Raw genomic sequence first — 20429 nt, forward strand, 5'->3', positions numbered from 1 at the left:
GTCCATTTTGCCCCGTTGCTGCATTAGCAGGGGTAATATCTATACACTAAATTGTGTATCGGTTTCCCCGTATCGCTGAAATCGTTTTTGCCCATGACCCATGAGTCTACCTACATCATGAATATGCTGGAAAAAATCCAGTTAAAACTGGAACATTTGAGCAAGTCAGAGCGTAAAGTCGCCGACATTATTCTTGCCTCTCCCGAGCGGGCAATCCATTCAAGTATCGCCGCACTTGCTGTAGAAGCGAATGTCAGCGAGCCAACGGTGAACCGTTTCTGTCGCAGCATGGACACCCGCGGCTTTCCTGATTTTAAACTGCATCTGGCACAAAGTCTGGCAAATGGTACCCCTTATGTTAATCGCAATGTGGATGAGGATGACAGCGTTGAATCTTACACGGGGAAAATCTTCGAGTCAGCGATGGCAAGCCTCGACCACGTTCGCCAGTCGCTGGATAACGCAGCGGTAAACCGGGCAGTAGATTTATTAACCCAGGCGAAGAAAATTGCCTTCTTTGGTTTAGGTTCTTCCGCCGCGGTAGCACATGACGCGATGAATAAATTTTTCCGCTTTAACGTTCCGGTTATCTATTCCGACGACATCGTACTGCAACGCATGAGCTGTATGAATTGTAGTGATGACGATGTCATTGTGCTCATTTCACACACCGGAAGAACCAAAAGTCTGGTGGAACTGGCACAACTGGCAAGAGAAAACGATGCCATGGTGATTGCCCTGACATCTCCTGGTACTCCGCTGGCACGTGAAGCAACGCTGGCAATTACCCTCGATGTACCGGAAGATACTGACATTTATATGCCTATGGTCTCTCGACTTGCTCAACTTACCGTGATAGATGTGCTGGCTACGGGATTTACTTTGCGCCGTGGGGCAAAATTTAGAGATAACTTGAAGCGTGTCAAGGAAGCGCTCAAGGAATCGCGTTTTGATAAAGAATTACTCATCAAGAGTGATGACCGCTAAAAGCAATAACAATGTTCTACCCTTTTATCATCCGGGTCGTTCATTTTACCGTTTATGTTCGAGAACGGCCGGATTAATGTTCACGCAACACCAAGTTGTTTCAGTCAACGGAGTATTACATGTCCAGAAGGCTTCGCAGAACCAAAATCGTTACCACCTTAGGCCCGGCAACTGACCGCGATAACAACCTTGAAAAAATTATCGCCGCTGGGGCGAACGTTGTACGTATGAACTTTTCGCACGGCTCTCCAGAAGATCACAAATTGCGGGCGGATAAAGTCCGTGAGATTGCCGCCAAACTGGGACGTCATGTAGCTATTTTGGGTGACCTGCAGGGACCTAAAATCCGCGTATCGACCTTTAAAGAAGGTAAAGTATTTCTCAATGTTGGCGACAAATTCCTGTTAGACGCCAACCTCGGTAAAGGTGAAGGCGACAAAGAAAAAGTCGGCATCGATTACAAAGGCCTGCCTGCTGACGTTGTGCCGGGCGATATCCTGCTGCTGGATGATGGTCGCGTACAGCTCAAAGTGCTGGAAGTTCAGGGTATGAAAGTCTTCACCGAAGTCACTGTCGGTGGCCCGCTCTCCAACAACAAAGGCATCAACAAACTTGGCGGTGGCCTTTCTGCTGAAGCTCTGACGGAAAAAGACAAAGCAGACATCATTACTGCAGCGCAAATCAGCGTTGACTATCTGGCGGTTTCTTTCCCTCGCTGTGGCGAAGATCTGAATTATGCCCGCCGCCTGGCGCGCGACGCTGGCTGCGATGCGAAAATTGTTGCCAAGGTAGAGCGTGCTGAAGCCGTCTGCGACCAGAATGCGATGGATGACATCATCCTTGCCTCTGACGTGGTAATGGTTGCGCGTGGTGACCTGGGCGTGGAAATCGGTGACCCGGAGCTGGTTGGTATTCAGAAAGCGTTGATCCGTCGCGCACGTCAGCTGAACCGTGCGGTTATTACCGCAACGCAGATGATGGAATCAATGATCACTAACCCAATGCCGACGCGTGCGGAAGTCATGGACGTGGCAAACGCCGTGCTGGATGGGACTGATGCCGTCATGCTGTCTGCCGAAACTGCGGCAGGCCAGTACCCGGCGGAAACCGTCGCAGCTATGGCTCGCGTATGTCTGGGTGCAGAGAAAATCCCGAGCATCAACGTTTCTAAACACCGTCTGGACGTACAGTTTGATAATGTCGAAGAAGCTATCGCCATGTCAGCGATGTATGCCGCGAACCATCTGAAAGGCGTTACCGCTATCATCGCCATGACCGAGTCCGGTCGTACTGCGCTGATGACATCACGCATCAGTTCTGGCCTGCCAATTTTCGCGATGTCTCGTCATGAGCGTACGCTGAATCTGACCTCTCTGTATCGTGGGGTTACACCGGTCCACTTTGACAGCGAAACTGACGGTGTAATGGCTGCCAACGAAGCGGTCAATCTGCTGCGCGACAAAGGCTACCTGGTGTCAGGCGATCTGGTGATTGTGACCCAGGGTGATGTCATGAGCACCATCGGCTCCACCAACACCACACGTATTCTGACTGTAGAATAACGACGCTGCTGACTGCCTGATATTACTCGCTTATCAGGCGCACAGGTCGCCTGATACAAAAAAGCCTCTCGAACGAGAGGCTTTTTTTATTTCTTCGGATAGAGATCTTTGCGCTTATAGGGCTCAATCTCGCCGGGTTTGCGGGTCTTTAGCAGTTTCAGAATCCAGGTGTATTGTTCAAGATGTGGGGTGACAAAAATCTCCACTTCTTCATTCATCCGTCTGGCAATGGTATGGTCATCGGCCGTCAGAATGTCATCCATGGGTGGGCGTACCTGAATCGTCAGGCGATGCGTTTTACCATCGTACACCGGGAATAGCGGTATTACGCGTGCATGACAAACCTTCATCAGGCGGCCAATCGCCGGTAACGTTGCCTTATAGGTCGCGAAGAAATCGACAAACTCGCTGTGCTCCGGGCCGTGGTCCTGATCCGGTAAGTAATATCCCCAGTATCCCTGCCGTACCGACTGAATAAAAGGTTTAATACCGTCGTTACGTGCATGTAAACGACCGCCGAAACGTCGACGTACCGTATTCCAGACATAGTCAAATACCGGATTACCCTGGTTATGGAACATCGCTGCCATTTTCTGGCCTTGAGCTGCCATCAGCATTGCCGGAATATCAACACCCCAGCCGTGAGGGACGAGAAAAATCACCTTTTCCTCATTACGTCGCATCTCATCGATAATTTCCAGGCCCTGCCAGTCAACGCGGTGCTGGATTTTCTCCGGACCGCGCATGGCTAATTCTGCCATCATAACCATCGCCTGAGGCGCAGTCGCAAACATCTCATCAACGATGGCCTCACGCTCGGCTTCGCTGCGCTCCGGAAAACAGAGGGATAAATTAATAAGCGCTCTACGACGCGAACTTTTCCCCAGCCGTCCGGCAAGCCGCCCCAGTTTCGCCAGAACGGGATCGCGAAATGACGCGGGCGTTAATGCAATCCCTGCAATCGCTGCCACGCCAAGCCAGGCGCCCCAGTAGCGCGGGTGACGGAATGATTTTTGAAACTCAGGGATATACTCAATACTCTTTTTTTTCGTTTCCATGCTCTTCCAGTATCGGGGGCCGCGAAAAAGTAAATCTGCTGATAGTGTAGCGGCGCACCGTGTCCCGTACAAAATAAAAAAGCCGGCACGCATAGCGTACCGGCTCTGTCAGTGTATTTATTAATCGAAGCGTAACTGAGGCAGAACCTCTTTCACCTGAGCCAGGTACTCGGTACGATCCGAACCGCTCAACCCTTCCGTACGCGGCAGTTTTGCCGTCAACGGGTTCACAGCCTGCTGGTTGACCCATACTTCGTAGTGCAGGTGCGGGCCCGTAGAACGCCCGGTGTTACCTGACAGCGCAATGCGATCGCCACGTTTCACTTTTTGCCCCGGTTTAACCAGCAGCTTACGCAGGTGCATGTAACGGGTGGTGTAAGTACGACCGTGACGAACAGCAACATAGTATCCGGCCGCGCCACTCCGTTTCGCGACAACCACCTCGCCATCACCGACTGACAGCACCGGCGTACCTTGCGGCATCGCAAAGTCGACACCTTTGTGCGGTGCAACGCGCCCGGTTACCGGATTCAGGCGACGCGGATTGAAGTTTGACGAAATACGGAACTGCTTCGCCGTAGGGAAACGCATAAACCCTTTAGCAAGCCCGGTCCCGTTACGGTCATAGAATTTACCGTCTTCAGCACGGATCGCGTAATAATCCTTGCCTTCAGAGCGCAAACGAACGCCCAGCAGTTGGCTTTGTTCGCGTTTACCGTCCAGCATCTCGCGAGACATCAAAACGGAGAACTCATCGCCTTTCTTCAGCTTGCGAAAGTCCATCTGCCATTGCATCGCTTTAATCACTGCGCTGATTTCAGAGCTGGTCAGGCCGGCATCTCTTGCACTGGCGACAAAACTACCGCCCACCGTACCGTTGATTCGGCTGTTGACCCAGTCGCCCTGCTGCATTTCGCTGCTCATTTTGAAACCCGTTGCTGTACGATCATAAGTACGAGTTTCACGGCGGGAGACTTCCCAGGTCAGGCGCTGCAAATCACCTTCCGAAGACAGTGTCCAGGAAAGTTGCTGGCCAATTTTCAGATTACGTAGATCTTTATCAGATGCGGCAAGCTGGCTGATATCGCCCATATCAATGCCGTACTGGTTCAGAATACTGCTCAGCGTATCGCCGGTAGAGACAACATACTCGTGAACCCCGGCCTCGCCAGAGGTCTTGTCATCAAGTTCGTCCTGAGGGATAGCTTCATCTTCCTGAGCGGCTTGATCGATAGGTTCGCTGGCCTCTGGCAACAGTGAACGTATCTCGCTTTTTTCCAGCTCAATGGTTTTAACGATGGGTGCAGAGTCGGGATGGTATACATAAGGCCGCCAGACTGCGACGGCCAATGTCAGAACAGTAAGCGACCCCAACATAACACGATGGGGTCGCGGCAAATTATTAAACGCCAGAGCGACAGAGCGGGCTATCTGTTGCACGTATTCACTTCCTCATTAATCTCCTTTCAGGCAGCTCGCATACTGGTTGGCTAATTGGTTCAGAAACGCTGAATAGCTTGTTTTACCCAGTTTGATATTCGTTCCGAGGGGATCCAACGTTCCCATTCGAACGGATGTCCCTCTCGCTACGGCTTCAACGACCGCTGGCCTGAACTGTGGCTCAGCAAAAACGCAGGTTGCTTTTTGCTCAACCAACTGTGTTCTTATTTCATGTAAACGCTGCGCACCAGGTTGAATCTCAGGGTTCACGGTAAAGTGACCAAGCGGTGTTAGCCCGTAGTGTTTTTCGTAGTAGCCATAGGCGTCATGAAAAACGAAATACCCTTTACCCTTGAGCGGTGCGAGCTCGTTACCTACCTGCTTATCGGTTGCGGCTAATTGTGCCTCAAAATCCTTCAGGTTGGCGTCAAGTTTGGCTCGACTTTGCGGCATAAGTTCCACTAATTTATCATGGATTGCAACCGCTGAGGCCCGCGCTATCTCTGGGGAAAGCCAAAGATGCATGTTGTAATCACCATGATGGTGATGCTCGTCACTTTTTTCGCCGTGAGCGTCGTTATGCCCATGATCGTCATCATCATCGTCAGCGCCTTTCATGAGTAACGGTTTCACGTCATTGAGCTGCGCAATCGTTACCTGTTTTGCGTTAGGAATATTCTTGACTGACTTTTCCATAAACGCCTCCATTTCCGGACCTATCCAAACAACTAAGTCCGCGTTCTGTAAGCGTTTTACGTCTGAAGGACGCAGCGAATAATCGTGTTCGGAAGCCCCGTCAGGCAACAGAACCTGGGTGTCTGTAACCCCATCTGCAATCGCTGAAGCAATAAAGCCCAACGGCTTAAGTGACGCCACTACAGCAGCATTTGCTGCCTGAGTTGCACTACCCCAAAGAGCAGCGGATAATGCTGCGAAAAGAAGCGTATTTTTATGTAACATAATGCGACCAATCATCGTAACGAATGTGAGAAATGTGATATTATAACATTCTATAACTTCTGCAAGACTAAAATTGATATGACGACTTTGGTTTCACTGGAAAATGTCTCGGTCTCTTATGGTCAACGCCGCGTCCTTTCTGACGTATCGCTTGAACTTCGACCCGGCAAAATTTTAACGCTTCTTGGCCCGAATGGGGCCGGAAAGTCTACGCTGGTGCGCGTTGTATTGGGGCTGGTAGCGGCTGATGAAGGGGTTATCAAGCGCAACGGGCATTTGCGGATTGGCTATGTACCGCAAAAACTCTACCTCGATACAACACTTCCGCTGACGGTGAGTCGCTTTTTGCGCTTACGTCCTGGCACAAAGAAAACCGACATTCTCCCTGCGCTGAAGCGTGTTCAGGCCGGGCATCTGATGGATGCGCCGATGCAAAAACTGTCCGGCGGGGAAACACAGCGTGTCTTGCTGGCCCGTGCGTTGCTCAATAAACCGCAGCTCCTGGTGCTCGATGAACCGACTCAGGGCGTGGATGTGAATGGTCAGGTTGCACTGTACGATCTTATCGATCAGTTGCGACGTGAGCTGGATTGCGCCGTGCTGATGGTATCCCATGACCTGCATCTGGTCATGGCAAAAACCGACGAAGTCCTGTGTCTGAACCACCACATTTGCTGCTCCGGCACGCCAGAGGTGGTTTCTATGCACCCTGAATTCATTTCTATGTTCGGGCAACGCGGCGCTGAACAACTCGGAATTTACCGTCACAACCATAATCATCGCCACGATTTACAGGGTCGCATTGTTTTACGCCGGGGAAATGGTCACTCATGATTGAATTATTATTACCCGGTTGGTTAGCCGGGATCATGCTGGCCTGTGCTGCTGGCCCGCTTGGCTCGTTTGTAGTCTGGCGTCGAATGTCTTATTTCGGCGATACGCTGGCTCATGCGTCGCTGCTGGGGGTCGCCTTTGGCCTGCTGCTGGATGTAAACCCTTTCTATGCGGTTATCGCCGTCACCCTGTTGCTGGCCGCAGGCCTTGTATGGCTGGAGAAACGCCCGCATCTCGCGATTGATACCCTGCTCGGTATTATGGCGCACAGTGCGCTGTCATTAGGGCTGGTTGTTGTTAGCCTGATGTCCAACATCCGTGTGGATCTGATGGCCTATCTGTTTGGCGATCTGCTCGCCGTCACCCCAGAAGATCTGGTGGCCATTGCCATTGGCGTGGTTATCGTTCTGGCGATATTGTTCTGGCAGTGGCGTAACCTGTTGTCGATGACTATCAGCCCGGATCTGGCATTTGTCGATGGCGTGAAGCTGCAACGTGTCAAGCTATTGCTGATGCTGGTCACTGCACTCACTATTGGTGTGGCGATGAAATTCGTCGGGGCACTGATTATCACCTCACTGCTGATAATTCCTGCGGCTACCGCACGTCGTTTCGCCCGTACACCCGAACAGATGGCCGGTGTTGCCGTGGGCGTTGGGATGATAGCGGTTACAGGCGGGCTGACCTTCTCAGCGTTCTATGATACGCCAGCAGGACCATCCGTGGTGCTTTGTGCTGCACTGCTGTTTATCTTCAGTATGATGAAGAAGCAAGCGAGCTGAGTGGTATTTCGCCGGATGGCGGTTTCACCTAATCCTGCCTACATCATACCGTAGGCCTGATTAGCGTAGCGCCATCCGGCATTATTGGGGATTAAGGCATTGCCGGCGGCGTGATCCCGAAATGGTTCCAGGCCCGTACCGTTGCCATTCTTCCGCGCGGCGTACGCTGCAGAAAACCTTGCTGAATCAGATACGGTTCCAGCACGTCCTCAATGGTTTCACGTTCTTCGCCGATTGCCGCCGCCAGGTTATCCAGTCCTACCGGACCACCGAAGAATTTATCGATAACCGCCAGCAGCAGCTTACGGTCCATATAATCGAAGCCTTCCGCATCCACATTGAGCATATCCAGTGCCTGGGCGGCGATATCCGCCGAGATGGTGCCGTCATGCTTCACTTCAGCAAAATCGCGTACCCGACGCAATAAACGGTTGGCAATACGCGGCGTACCACGTGCCCGCCGCGCCACTTCCAGCGCGCCTTCATCACTCATCTCCAGCCCCATAAAGCGGGCACTGCGTCCAACAATATGCTGCAGGTCAGCCACCTGATAGAATTCCAGGCGCTGTACAATCCCAAAGCGATCACGCAGTGGAGACGTTAACGACCCCGCGCGGGTTGTTGCGCCGATTAGCGTAAACGGCGGCAGATCGATTTTAATTGAACGTGCTGCCGGGCCTTCGCCAATCATGATATCCAGCTGATAGTCTTCCATTGCCGGATACAATACTTCTTCCACGACCGGTGACAGACGATGGATTTCATCGATAAACAACACATCGTGTGGTTCAAGGTTGGTGAGCATTGCCGCCAGGTCGCCTGCTTTTTCCAGTACCGGACCGGACGTAGTACGCAGATTAACGCCCATTTCATTGGCAACAATATTGGCAAGCGTGGTTTTACCGAGACCCGGAGGACCGAAAATCAGCAGATGGTCGAGCGCGTCACCGCGCAGCTTCGCCGCCTGGATAAAAATCTCCATTTGCGAACGCACCTGCGGCTGACCAATGTACTCTTCCAGCAATTTAGGGCGGATCGCACGATCCACCAGATCTTCAGGGGTCGTGCTGACAGCCGAAATCAGACGGTCTGCTTCAATCATCCTCTACCTCACAGCGCCGCGCGAAGCGCTTCACGAATCAGGGTTTCACTGCTGGCATCAGGGCGGGCAATTTTGCTCACCATGCGGCTGGCTTCCTGTGGTTTATAGCCCAACGCCACCAGCGCAGCAACCGCTTCCTGCTCGGCATCGTCCGTTGCCGGACTTGCCGGCGAGGTCAGGACCAGATCTGCCGCCGGGGTAAAGAGATCGCCATGCAGTCCTTTAAAACGGTCTTTCATTTCGACGATCAATCGCTCTGCCGTTTTCTTACCGATGCCCGGTAATTTCACCAGTGCGCCAAGCTCTTCGCGCTCAACGGCATTGACAAACTGCTGCGCAGACATACCGGAGAGGATCGCCAGCGCCAGCTTCGGCCCCACACCGTTGGTTTTAATTAGCTCTTTAAACAGCGTGCGCTCTTGCTTATTGTTAAAGCCATACAGCAGCTGTGCGTCTTCGCGCACCACAAAATGCGTGAAGATGATCGCTTCCTGCCCGGCTTCCGGCAGCTCGTAGAAACAGGTCATCGGCATATGCACTTCATAGCCTACCCCGCCCGTTTCCAGAAGGACCAGTGGGGGTTGTTTTTCAAGAATGATGCCTCTGAGTCTGCCTATCACATGACGCTCCTGCGTTAAGGGCTAAAAGGTAATGCGCTATCATAAAAAAAGGCTGGATAGATATCCAGCCTCATTTGTCACTAACGTAACCTACCGCGCGCTAAATTCAACCTCGACTCACTCATTTGTATGGCGTTCTGGCTGACATGGCAGTGGGTAATGGCAATCGCCAGCGCATCCGCAGCATCCGCCTGAGGGTTAGCCGGGAGTTTGAGCAGCGTACGCACCATGTGTTGTACCTGGCTTTTTTCCGCGCTGCCGATACCGACGACGGTTTGTTTAACCTGTCGGGCAGCATACTCAAACACCGGAAGATCCTGATTGGTCGCAGCAACAATCGCCACGCCGCGCGCCTGCCCCAGCTTAAGCGCCGAATCGGCATTTTTCGCCATAAAGACCTGCTCGATGGCAAAATAATCCGGCTGGAACTGGGTGATGATTTCCGTCACCCCCGCGTATATCAATTTCAGGCGTGACGGGAGATCGTCAACTTTGGTGCGAATACAACCACTGCCGAGGTAGGTCAACTGTCTGCCGACCTGACGGATTACGCCATAACCGGTAATGCGCGACCCCGGATCAATGCCGAGTATGATAGACATCACGCATCTCCTGTTATTTTATGGCTTAACCACATCATTCTAACGTAGCTGCAACCTCATCGGAGATTTCGCCGTTGTGGTAAACTTCCTGCACGTCATCGCAATCTTCCAGCATATCGATCAGACGCATCAGTTTCGGCGCTGTTTCTGCATCCATATCCGCTTTGGTGGATGGGATCATAGAAACTTCAGCCGCGTCCGCTTTCAGACCTGCCGCTTCCAGTGCATCACGAACTTTACCCATCTCTTCCCACGCGGTGTAAACGTCAATCGCGCCGTCGTCGAAGGTTACAACGTCTTCAGCACCGGCTTCCAGTGCCGCTTCCATGATTGCGTCTTCGTCGCCTTGCTCAAAGGAGATCACGCCTTTCTTGCTGAACAGGTATGCGACAGAACCGTCGGTACCGAGGTTGCCGCCTGTTTTAGTGAATGCGTGGCGCACTTCCGCAACGGTACGGTTACGGTTGTCAGACAGACATTCAATCATAACGGCTGTACCGCCAGGACCGTAACCTTCATAGATGATGGTTTCCATATTGGAATCTTCATCACCACCCACACCGCGCGCGATTGCACGGTTCAGAGTGTCACGTGTCATGTTGTTTGCCAGCGCTTTATCAACCGCTGCGCGCAGACGCGGGTTAGCATCTGGATCGCCACCACCCAATTTAGCCGCCGTCACCAGCTCACGAATGATTTTGGTGAAGATCTTACCGCGCTTAGCATCCTGCGCTGCTTTACGATGTCTGGTGTTGGCCCATTTACTATGACCTGCCATAAATAATCTCTCCAAAAAGCGCGCCTTCTCAGGCGACGTTAATTACAAACTCTTCAATCGCCTGCCGGTTACTCCACGACTTGGTTAACTGTGCCGCCTCATGCGCATTAACCCAACGGTAGGTCAAATGTTCGGTGAACACGATCTCTCGTTCAGTGGGCAGTGCCAGGCAAAACCAGGACTCGGTATTACGTACAATTCCTGGCGCATAGCGATGACGTAAATGACTAAAAATCTCAAACTCCACCGTGCGCTGGCAGTCAATTAAGGTCAGTTGCTCACGCGCAACATCAATGGCGACCTCTTCCTTTACTTCGCGCAGGGCGGCTTGCGACGCGGTTTCACCTTCTTCAAGGCTGCCGGTGACCGACTGCCAAAAATCAGGATCGTCGCGTCGCTGTAACATCAGCACTCTCCCGGTGTCCTTTGCATAAATCACGACTAACACCGAGACAGGCTGTTTATATGCCATATCAGTTATTCTCGGCCTTCTTAACAACCTGAATGCTCAGTTCCGCCAGCGCAGCTTCATTGGCCAGGCTCGGCGCTTCAGTCATCAGACACGCGGCAGCCGTCGTTTTCGGGAAAGCAATAACGTCACGGATGTTATCAGTACCGGTCAGCAGCATGGTCAGACGATCCAGACCAAACGCCAGGCCCGCGTGCGGCGGTGTACCGTATTTTAACGCATCCAACAGGAAGCCGAATTTCTCGCGCTGCTCTTGTTCGTTGATACCCAGAATACCGAATACGGTCTGCTGCATATCACCGTTATGGATACGTACAGAACCGCCGCCTACTTCGTAGCCGTTGATAACCATATCGTACGCATTGGCAACCGCATCTTCCGGCGCAGCTTTCAGCTCAGCTGCCGTCATGTCTTTCGGCGAGGTGAACGGGTGGTGCATCGCGGTCAGACCGCCTTCACCATCGTCTTCAAACATTGGGAAGTCGATAACCCACAACGGCGCCCATTTGGATTCGTCGGTCAGGTTCAGGTCTTTACCCAGTTTCAGGCGCAGAGCCCCCATCGCGTCGGCAACCACTTTCTTGTTGTCGGCGCCGAAGAAGATCATATCACCGTCTTGCGCGCCAGTACGTTCCAGAATGGCTTCAATGATTTCAGCATTCAGGAACTTGGCCACCGGGCTGGTTACCCCTTCCAGACCTTTCGCACGCTCAGTGACTTTAATGTATGCCAAACCTTTCGCGCCGTAGATCTTAATGAAGTTACCGTAATCGTCGATCTGCTTACGGCTAAGTGCAGCGCCGCCAGGTACGCGCAGAGCCGCTACACGCCCTTTCGGATCGTTAGCCGGACCAGAGAACACGGCGAATTCAACAGATTTCAGCAAATCAGCAACGTCCACCAGCTCCATCGGGTTACGCAGATCCGGCTTATCGGAACCGTAACGACGCTCAGCTTCAGCAAAGGTCATGATCGGGAAATCGCCCAGGTCCACACCTTTTACTTCCAGCCACAGATTACGCACCAGCGCTTCCATCACTTCACGCACTTGCGGTGCGGTCATGAAGGAGGTCTCAACATCGATCTGAGTAAATTCAGGCTGGCGGTCAGCACGTAAGTCTTCGTCACGGAAGCATTTTACAATCTGGTAGTAGCGGTCGAAGCCAGACATCATCAGCAGTTGTTTGAACAACTGAGGAGACTGTGGCAGCGCGTAGAATTTACCTTTATGTACGCGAGACGGTACCAGGTAGTCACGCGCACCTTCTGGCGTCGCTTTCGTCAGCATCGGCGTTTCGATGTCGAGGAAGCCATGGTCGTCCATGAAACGACGCACCAGGCTGGTAATTTTGGCACGCGTTTTCAGGCGCTGCGCCATTTCAGGGCGACGCAGATCGAGGTAGCGGTACTTCAGACGAGCTTCTTCAGTATTTACGTGGTTAGAGTCGAGCGGCAGTGAATCTGAACGGTTGATAATGACCAGATCGGAGGCCAGCACTTCAATTTCGCCAGTCGCCATATCAGCGTTGACGTTTTTCGCGTCACGCGCACGCACGGTGCCCGTTACCTGAATGCAGAACTCATTACGCAGTTCGGAGGCCAGCTTTAACGCGTCCGCACGGTCCGGATCGAAAAATACCTGCACGATACCTTCGCGGTCGCGCATATCGATAAAGATCAGGCTACCAAGATCACGACGACGGTTGACCCAACCACACAGAGTCACCTGCTGCCCCTCGTGGGACAGACGTAGCTGTCCGCAATATTCTGTACGCATGAGATATCCCTTAACTTTGCCGCAGGCGGATTGTCATCTGCCCGGCAGATGACCAAGTCGCAGCTTTAGCTGAATGTCACAACTGAATGAAAAAAGGCGGCTATTATACTGGAAATTCTGCCGCACGATAAGAGCCTACTGGGATAGACTCTCAGTCCGGTACTGACTGTACGCGTGTTTCCTAAGCGGGTATTGCGTAATCTCACAAAAAATAACAAAAATTGTCACCCCTTTCACACAGATTCGCGATTAAGGTGTAACGGAAATCTTTTTTTACTGGAGTCACCATGCTGGAACTGAACGCAAAAACAACCGCTCTTGTCGTCATCGATCTACAGGAAGGGATCCTGCCTTTCGCGGGTGGGCCTCATTCGGCAAACGACGTCGTCGCCCGCGCGGCACAACTGGCGGAAAAATTCCGTACTAACGGTTCACCAGTGGTGATGGTTCGCGTCGGCTGGTCTGCGGATTATGCCGACGCGCTAAAACAACCGGTTGATGCCCAAGCGCCAGCCAAAGCATTACCCGACAACTGGTGGGAATACCCACAAGCGCTGGGAAAGTGTGCGACAGATCTGGAGGTCACCAAGCGCCAGTGGGGAGCATTCTACGGTACTGACCTGGAACTGCAATTGCGCCGTCGTGGTATCGACACCATCGTCCTGTGCGGTATCTCCACCAATATCGGCGTCGAATCCACCGCGCGTAACGCCTGGGAGTTGGGTTTTAGCCTGATCGTTGCTGAAGACGCCTGCAGTGCCGCCAGCACCGACCAGCATAAGGGCAGCATGACGCATATTTTCCCACGTATTGCCCGCGTACGCCGCGTGGACGAGATCCTGCAAGCGTTATGATCTATATCGGCTTACCCCAGTGGTCGCACCCAAAGTGGGTGCGTCTGGGGATCACCAGTCTGGAAGAATATGCCCGCCACTTTAACTGTGTGGAAGGCAACACCACGCTGTACGCACTGCCAAAAGCTGAGATTGTTGCGCGCTGGCAGGCACAGACCACCGATGCGTTTCGATTTTGTTTTAAGTTTCCGGCCACCATTTCACATCAGGCTGCGCTGCGTAATTGTGATGACCTGGTACAGGAATTTTTCGCGCGCATGTCGCCACTGGATGCCCGTATCGGACAATACTGGTTGCAGCTACCTGCCACGTTCGGCCCGCGTGACCTCCCTGCCCTGTGGCAATTCCTCGATGCCCTCCCTAAAACGTTTACCTACGGTGTCGAGGTTCGTCATCCGGATTTCTTTGCGAAAGGTGAATCAGAGATCCGGCTCAATCGGGGTCTGCATGAACGCGGAATTAATCGGGTCATTTTAGACAGCCGTCCGGTCCATGCCGCGATCCCACACACGGAAGCGATACGCGATGCTCAACGTAAGAAACCTAAGGTCCCGGTGCATGCGGTGGTGACGGCAACCCACCCGATGGTCCGTTTTATCGGTAGCGATGATATGGCTCAGAACCGGGCATTTTTCGCCGCCTGGCTGGCAAAGTTGCCACTCTGGCAACAGACCAGCACGCCATACCTGTTTTTGCACACGCCGGATATCGCACAGGCTCCTGAGCTGGTAGACACGCTATGGGCAGATTTACGTAGTGCCCTGCCAGAGATCGGATCAGCACCGTCGATTCCACAGCAATCTTCTCTTTTCTGAAAATGCCACCTATCATAGTCAATGCCAGCAGCCATTTTAAAAGGGAGTTTGTATGGTAAGCGCGCTTTATGCCGTCCTGGGTGCGTTATTGTTAATAAAGTTCTCCTTTGACGTCGTTCGCCTGCGCATGCAATATCGCGTTGCCTATGGTGATGGCGGCTTTAGCGAGCTGCAAAGCGCTATCCGCATTCACGGTAATGCGGTGGAATATATTCCCGTTGCATTAGTGCTGCTGTTATTTATGGAAATGAACGGCGCAGAAACGTGGATGGTGCATCTTTGCGGGCTGATGTTGATTGCCGGGCGACTGATGCATTATTACGGATTCCACCACCGTCTTTTCCGCTGGCGCCGTTCCGGCATGAGCGCCACCTGGTGTTCACTGTTGCTAATGGTGCTGGCGAATCTTTGGTATATGCCCTGGGAGTTGGTTTTCTCCCTGCATTAGCGCACAATACGCCACTTTATTTTTCCCGGATTTTTACGTTATGTCTCACCGCGACACGCTTTTTTCTGCGCCTATCGCCAGTCTGGGTGACTGGACCTTTGATGAACGGGTAGCTGAAGTCTTCCCGGATATGATCCAGCGTTCCGTTCCTGGTTATTCCAATATCATTTCGATGATTGGCATGCTGGCCGAACGTTTCGTGCAACCCAACACGCAGGTCTACGATCTGGGCTGTTCTCTGGGCGCGGCGACGCTCTCGGTACGTCGCAATATCCATCATGAGAATTGCAAAATTATTGCCGTCGATAACTCCCCGGCCATGGTTGAGCGCTGTCGTCGTCATATCGATGCCTATAAAGCCCCCACGCCTGTTGACGTGGTCGAAGGCGATATTCGCAACATAACTATCGAAAACGCCTCGATGGTGGTGCTGAATTTTACCCTGCAATTCCTTGAACCACCCGAGCGCCAGGCATTGTTGGATAAGATTTATCAGGGGTTAAACCCCGGCGGCGCGTTGGTGCTGTCAGAGAAGTTCAGCTTCGAAGATACCAAAGTTGGCGAGCTGCTGTTCAATATGCACCACGACTTCAAACGCGCCAATGGCTACAGCGAACTGGAAATCAGCCAGAAGCGCAGCATGCTGGAAAATGTGATGCTAACTGACTCTGTTGAAACGCACAAAGCGCGTCTGCACCAGGCAGGTTTTGAGCACAGCGAATTATGGTTCCAGTGCTTCAACTTTGGTTCTCTGGTGGCATTGAAAGCTGAGGCTAGCGCATGATCGACTTTGGTAACTTTTATCAGCTGATTGCCAAAAATCATCTTTCCCATTGGCTGGAAACGCTGCCAGCGCAAATCGCGACCTGGCAGCGCGATCAACACGGCTTGTTTAAGCAGTGGTCGAATGCCGTGGAGTTTCTGCCGGAACTGACGCCACATCGTCTGGATTTACTGCATAGCGTGACTGCCGAAAGCGAGGAGCCGCTCAGCGAAGGACAGATCAAACGGATTGATACGCTGATGCGTCATCTCATGCCGTGGCGCAAAGGTCCATATTCGCTGTACGGCGTCAATATTGATACCGAATGGCGTTCCGACTGGAAGTGGGATCGCGTTCTGCCGCATTTGTCTGACCTCACCGGACGTACCATTCTTGATGTTGGCTGCGGCAGCGGATACCACATGTGGCGCATGATTGGCGCGGGGGCGCATCTGGCGGTTGGCATTGATCCTACGCAGCTGTTCCTGTGTCAGTTTGAAGCGGTACGTAAACTGCTGGGTAACGATCAGCGCGCGCATCTGCTGCCGCTGGGTATTGAGCAGCTTCCGGCGCTCAACGCCTTTGATACCGTATTCTCTATGGGCGTGCTTTATCACCGCCGCTCACCGCTGGAACATCTCTGGCAGTTGAAAGATCAACTGGTAAAAGACGGAGAGCTGGTGCTGGAAACGCTGGTGGTCGAAGGTGATGAAAATACCGTTCTGGTACCAGGCGATCGCTACGCGCAAATGCGTAACGTCTACTTTATTCCATCCGCACTGGCGCTTAAAAACTGGCTGGAAAAATGCGGATTTGTCGATGTTCGTATCGCCGACGTGTGTGTGACCACTACCGAAGAACAACGTCGCACCGAATGGATGATAACCGAATCGCTGGCCGACTTCCTTGACCCGAACGACCACAGCAAGACGGTGGAAGGCTACCCCGCCCCACTGCGCGCGGTATTGATTGCACGTAAACCGTAATGGATTGCCGGAGCACCGTTTCTCCAAAATAGTTCAAGTTGCAGCAAGGCGGTAACGCAGCAAATCCCCGGGAGCGTAGATAACTACGTGACCGGGGTGAGCAAGGCGGCCAACGCTGCTGCGGCTTGAAATATGAAGGAGAAAAAAAGGCCCCTGTTGAATTGGCAGGGGCCTGGTACGAGCAAGCATCATATTGGGCGACATGATGCAACGGTAAAAATCAGCTGGCCTGGTGGTGCGCAATGATTGCCTTCATTTCAGCAACCGCCGCCCCGTCAACCGCATAGCGGGAATATTCATCCGCCTGCGTATCCGAAGACATCGACAACCCCGAATTGCGATACCGCATGGGTGAAGCCAGCCATACTCCGGCAGAACTGTGGACTTCCTGCACTCCAGCGTTGAGGAACAGGGATAAATTCGCGGCGCGAACCCCCGCTCCGGCCATAATGATTGGAGCATCCACCTGCTCAATAAGTTCCATTATTTTTGTTAAACCTTGCGCTGCATCTGATTTTTGCCCGGAAGTTAGTACTCTGGCGACACCTAAATCGGACAATTTATTCAGCGCATTTAATGGGTTGGCGCACATATCGAAGGCCCGATGAAACGTGACATTTAGCGGGCCCGCAGCAACCATTATTTTTTCCATACGTGGCATATCGACATTCCCGTCCACATCGAGAATGCCGGTCACCAGCCCTGAAAAACCTAAATCTCTGACCATCGCGATATCATCAAGCATCGCGGCAAATTCACCGTCGGTGTAACAAAAATCGCCCCCACGCGGACGGATAATGGGATTAACGGGAATAGAGACATGCTGGCGTACAGAGCGCAACACCCCCAGCGACGGCGTTAAGCCTCCTTCTTTGGGCGCCGAGCACAGTTCAATACGATCCGCGCCGTTTTGCTGCGCCGTGCGCGCGCACTCCATGCTGTAACAGCAAATTTCCAGCAATGTCATATTTACTCCTGTTGCTCGCTTGCGACAATCGCTTCAATTGACCACGGATGAAATTTGAGGGTGACGCTGCCATCACTGACCGCCAGTGTCGGATTCGGTAAACGCTCACGCTCTCCTTTTGGCGAGCTGGTTTTCACGAAAATCCCCGGCTGACTCAATCCTTCATCAGAAAGCAGCGCCAGCGCTCGCGCATTCAACGTCTCCACGTCACCCGGCAGAACTATTTCAACATGCTCCCAGCCTTCATGCGGATAGCGTTTTTCGCCCGGCCATGGCAGCTCTACGATGGTAAATTGCCAGTGTTGCACACAAACGGGTTCATCAAGCTTGAACAGGCAAATCGGTCGGCCATTAATGATATTTTCTGACAACAGTTCGCCACACTGTTCAAATCCCCGACGCCAACGCTCTGCGGTGGTATTTTGATGACAGCGCAGAGAAATGTGATCGGCTTCAAGCGATGAGACATCCAGCCCAAGGCGAGTGGAAAGATCCGTTAACGCCTGAATGAAATGCGGTAAATCTGCGGAAATATCATGCAGTTCTGCAACTGTTTGCCAGTTCGCCATAATGAAAGCTCATATCCATGTTCAAAGCGGCTAATTTACCCTGTTGCGCAGCCCCAACCAACTGCTGATTTTCTTAAGCGCGATATGAATAATTATACGTAATAACAATGTTTATATTTCAGGCTGCTGGCGCTACTCGCAATGCTGACGGCAACGGGCATTTGCAGTATACTCCCGCCCTTAATTCTTAAACTGGTGCGGTCAATTTTAAGCCGCTTCATAAATGTAAGGTATTCCGGTGAATATTCAGGCTCTTCTCTCAGAAAAAGTCAGTCAGGCCATGATTGCTGCAGGCGCGCCTGCAGATTGCGAACCGCAGGTTCGTCAGTCAGCAAAAGTACAGTTCGGCGACTATCAGGCTAACGGCATGATGGCTGTCGCGAAAAAACTGGGTATGGCGCCGCGACAACTGGCTGAGCAGGTGCTGACTCATCTGGATCTCAACGGGATCGCCAGCAAAGTTGAAATTGCGGGCCCGGGCTTTATTAACATTTTTCTCGATCCGGCATTTCTGGCGCAGCATGTTCAGCAGGCGCTGGCCTCCGATCGTCTGGGCGTTACCCAACCGGCTAAACAAACCGTTGTGGTTGACTACTCCGCACCTAACGTCGCGAAAGAAATGCACGTGGGTCACCTGCGCTCCACCATCATCGGCGACGCTGCGGTACGTACGCTGGAGTTCCTTGGTCACAATGTTATCCGCGCTAACCACGTCGGCGACTGGGGCACTCAGTTCGGTATGCTCATCGCATGGCTGGAAAAACAGCAGCAGGAAAATGCCGGTGAGATGGCGCTGGCCGATCTGGAAGGTTTCTACCGTGATGCGAAAAAACATTACGACGAAGATGAAGCCTTCGCCGAGCGCGCCCGTAGCTATGTTGTGAAGCTGCAGGGCGGCGACGAATATTTCCGCGAGATGTGGCGCAAGCTCGTCGACATCACTATGTCGCAGAACCAGTTAACCTATGACCGTCTGAACGTGACTCTGACCCGTGACGACGTGATGGGCGAAAGCCTGTACAACCCGATGCTGCCGGGCATTGTGGCCGATCTCAAAGCCAAAGGTCTGGCTGTTGAAAGCGAAGGCGCTACCGTCGTATTCCTTGATGAGTATAAGAACAAGGAAGGCGAACCGATGGGCGTTATCATTCAGAAGAAAGATGGCGGCTATCTCTACACTACAACCGACATCGCCTGCGCCAAGTATCGTTACGAAACGCTGCATGCCGACCGCGTCCTCTATTACATCGACTCCCGTCAGCATCAGCACTTAATGCAGGCCTGGACCATCGTGCGTAAAGCCGGTTATGTGCCGGACTCCGTACCGCTGGAACACCATATGTTCGGCATGATGCTGGGTAAAGACGGTAAGCCGTTCAAAACGCGTGCGGGCGGCACGGTAAAACTGGCCGATCTGCTGGATGAAGCGCTGGAGCGCGCACGTCGTCTGGTTGCGGAAAAGAACCCGGACATGCCTGCTGATGAGCTGGAAAAACTGGCGAATGCCGTTGGTATCGGCGCGGTGAAATATGCGGATCTGTCCAAAAACCGTACCACCGACTATATCTTCGACTGGGACAACATGCTGGCGTTCGAAGGCAATACCGCGCCGTACATGCAGTATGCTTACACCCGCGTACTGTCCGTATTCCGTAAAGCGGATATTGACGAAAGCGCGCTGGCCAGCGCGCAGGTGATTATTAACGAAGATCGCGAAGCTCAGTTGGCCGCCCGCCTGCTGCAGTTTGAAGAAACGCTGACCGTTGTTGCACGTGAAGGTACACCGCACGTGATGTGCGCTTATCTGTACGACGTTGCCGGCCTGTTCTCTGGCTTCTACGAACACTGCCCGATCCTCAGCGCAGAAAACGAAGAAATTCGTAACAGCCGCCTGAAACTGGCACAGCTGACGGCGAAAACCCTGAAGCTGGGTCTGGATACGCTGGGTATCGAAACCGTAGAACGCATGTAATCACCTCGAGTGATGTGAAAGCCTGCGCTATGTCGCGGGCTTTTTTATTTTCCCGAATGACCTCCCTCGTAGGCCTGATAAGCG

The 20429-nt window shown here is 52.7% G+C and carries 21 protein-coding genes; 10 read left to right on the forward strand and 11 right to left on the reverse strand.

The window, feature by feature from the left end; translation table 11 throughout:
- Positions 1–117 precede the first annotated feature (117 nt).
- Entirely contained in the window at positions 118–987 is an 870-nt protein-coding gene (locus tag AL515_RS14745; protein ID WP_003034893.1) for a MurR/RpiR family transcriptional regulator, read from the forward strand.
- A gap of 119 nt (positions 988–1106) precedes the next feature.
- Positions 1107–2549: a pyruvate kinase gene (pyk, locus tag AL515_RS14750; RefSeq protein ID WP_048211374.1), complete on the forward strand. Its 1443-nt coding sequence runs from the start codon at positions 1107–1109 to the stop codon at positions 2547–2549.
- A gap of 86 nt (positions 2550–2635) precedes the next feature.
- Here pyk and lpxM read toward each other — a convergent pair whose 3' ends face one another.
- The 3 genes from lpxM to znuA form a co-directional block, all read right to left on the reverse strand.
- The gene (lpxM, locus tag AL515_RS14755) at positions 2636–3607 is read right to left on the reverse strand and encodes a lauroyl-Kdo(2)-lipid IV(A) myristoyltransferase (protein ID WP_061068077.1); all 972 of its coding nucleotides are present in this window, start codon (positions 3605–3607) and stop codon (positions 2636–2638) included.
- 120 nt (positions 3608–3727) lie between these two features.
- Positions 3728–5047 carry a murein DD-endopeptidase MepM gene (gene mepM / locus AL515_RS14765; protein ID WP_071887356.1) on the reverse strand — a complete coding sequence of 440 codons (1320 nt, stop codon included), beginning with the start codon at positions 5045–5047 and terminating at the stop codon, positions 3728–3730.
- Positions 5048–5062: 15 nt separating this feature from the next.
- Positions 5063–6007, reverse strand: coding sequence for a zinc ABC transporter substrate-binding protein ZnuA (znuA, locus tag AL515_RS14770; protein WP_005120703.1), 945 nt, complete (start codon positions 6005–6007; stop codon positions 5063–5065).
- Between the two features lie 78 nt (positions 6008–6085).
- Between znuA and znuC the strand changes: the two genes are divergently transcribed.
- Both znuC and znuB read left to right on the forward strand, forming a co-directional pair.
- Complete coding sequence (gene znuC / locus AL515_RS14775; protein WP_048211371.1) at positions 6086–6841, forward strand: zinc ABC transporter ATP-binding protein ZnuC; 756 nt, start codon at positions 6086–6088, stop codon at positions 6839–6841.
- Positions 6838–7623, forward strand: a complete 786-nt coding sequence (gene znuB / locus AL515_RS14780) for a zinc ABC transporter permease subunit ZnuB (RefSeq protein WP_048211370.1) — start codon at positions 6838–6840, stop codon at positions 7621–7623. The genes znuC and znuB overlap by 4 nt, the downstream gene beginning before the upstream one ends.
- Before the next feature lie 91 nt (positions 7624–7714).
- Here the strand turns inward: znuB and ruvB are convergent, their stop codons facing one another.
- From ruvB to aspS, 6 genes are all read right to left on the reverse strand, one after another.
- Positions 7715–8725 carry a Holliday junction branch migration DNA helicase RuvB gene (gene ruvB, locus AL515_RS14785; protein WP_048211369.1) on the reverse strand — a complete coding sequence of 337 codons (1011 nt, stop codon included), beginning with the start codon at positions 8723–8725 and terminating at the stop codon, positions 7715–7717.
- Between the two features lie 8 nt (positions 8726–8733).
- Positions 8734–9345, reverse strand: a complete 612-nt coding sequence (gene ruvA / locus AL515_RS14790) for a Holliday junction branch migration protein RuvA (RefSeq protein WP_016153412.1) — start codon at positions 9343–9345, stop codon at positions 8734–8736.
- A gap of 80 nt (positions 9346–9425) precedes the next feature.
- The gene (gene ruvC / locus AL515_RS14795) at positions 9426–9947 is read right to left on the reverse strand and encodes a crossover junction endodeoxyribonuclease RuvC (protein WP_061068078.1); all 522 of its coding nucleotides are present in this window, start codon (positions 9945–9947) and stop codon (positions 9426–9428) included.
- A 34-nt stretch (positions 9948–9981) separates the two neighbouring features.
- On the reverse strand, positions 9982–10725 hold the full coding sequence (locus tag AL515_RS14800; RefSeq protein ID WP_003833836.1) for a YebC/PmpR family DNA-binding transcriptional regulator: 744 nt from the start codon (positions 10723–10725) through the stop codon (positions 9982–9984).
- Between the two features lie 28 nt (positions 10726–10753).
- Entirely contained in the window at positions 10754–11197 is a 444-nt protein-coding gene (gene nudB / locus AL515_RS14805; protein WP_040232398.1) for a dihydroneopterin triphosphate diphosphatase, read from the reverse strand.
- A gap of 1 nt (position 11198) precedes the next feature.
- Positions 11199–12971, reverse strand: a complete 1773-nt coding sequence (aspS, locus tag AL515_RS14810; RefSeq protein WP_061068079.1) for an aspartate--tRNA ligase — start codon at positions 12969–12971, stop codon at positions 11199–11201.
- Positions 12972–13258: 287 nt separating this feature from the next.
- On the opposite strand from aspS, the gene AL515_RS14815 reads away from it, so the two are divergent.
- From AL515_RS14815 to cmoB, 5 genes are read left to right on the forward strand one after another with little or no spacing between them, the layout of a single operon-like run.
- Positions 13259–13825, forward strand: coding sequence for a hydrolase (locus AL515_RS14815; RefSeq protein ID WP_061068080.1), 567 nt, complete (start codon positions 13259–13261; stop codon positions 13823–13825).
- Complete coding sequence (locus AL515_RS14820) at positions 13822–14640, forward strand: DUF72 domain-containing protein (RefSeq protein WP_061068081.1); 819 nt, start codon at positions 13822–13824, stop codon at positions 14638–14640. Before AL515_RS14815 ends, AL515_RS14820 begins: the two co-directional genes overlap by 4 nt.
- Positions 14641–14692: 52 nt before the next feature.
- Positions 14693–15088 carry an MAPEG family protein gene (locus tag AL515_RS14825; RefSeq protein WP_003034689.1) on the forward strand — a complete coding sequence of 132 codons (396 nt, stop codon included), beginning with the start codon at positions 14693–14695 and terminating at the stop codon, positions 15086–15088.
- Positions 15089–15128: 40 nt separating this feature from the next.
- Positions 15129–15872: a carboxy-S-adenosyl-L-methionine synthase CmoA gene (gene cmoA / locus AL515_RS14830; RefSeq protein ID WP_048211364.1), complete on the forward strand. Its 744-nt coding sequence runs from the start codon at positions 15129–15131 to the stop codon at positions 15870–15872.
- Positions 15869–16837, forward strand: a complete 969-nt coding sequence (gene cmoB / locus AL515_RS14835) for a tRNA 5-methoxyuridine(34)/uridine 5-oxyacetic acid(34) synthase CmoB (protein ID WP_048211363.1) — start codon at positions 15869–15871, stop codon at positions 16835–16837. The genes cmoA and cmoB overlap by 4 nt, the downstream gene beginning before the upstream one ends.
- A gap of 220 nt (positions 16838–17057) precedes the next feature.
- Here the strand turns inward: cmoB and cutC are convergent, their stop codons facing one another.
- Both cutC and AL515_RS14845 read right to left on the reverse strand, forming a co-directional pair.
- The gene (gene cutC / locus AL515_RS14840; RefSeq protein ID WP_048211362.1) at positions 17058–17804 is read right to left on the reverse strand and encodes a copper homeostasis protein CutC; all 747 of its coding nucleotides are present in this window, start codon (positions 17802–17804) and stop codon (positions 17058–17060) included.
- Between the two features lie 2 nt (positions 17805–17806).
- On the reverse strand, positions 17807–18373 hold the full coding sequence (locus tag AL515_RS14845) for a VOC family protein (RefSeq protein WP_048211361.1): 567 nt from the start codon (positions 18371–18373) through the stop codon (positions 17807–17809).
- Positions 18374–18611: 238 nt separating this feature from the next.
- Here AL515_RS14845 and argS point away from each other — a divergent pair, with 238 nt between their 5' ends.
- On the forward strand, positions 18612–20345 hold the full coding sequence (gene argS, locus AL515_RS14850; RefSeq protein ID WP_061068082.1) for an arginine--tRNA ligase: 1734 nt from the start codon (positions 18612–18614) through the stop codon (positions 20343–20345).
- The last annotated feature ends 84 nt before the right edge of the window (positions 20346–20429 follow it).

Origin of the sequence: Citrobacter sp. FDAARGOS_156 (assembly GCF_001559235.2) — a bacterium.
In the GTDB taxonomy this organism is placed as follows: domain Bacteria; phylum Pseudomonadota; class Gammaproteobacteria; order Enterobacterales; family Enterobacteriaceae; genus Citrobacter; species Citrobacter youngae.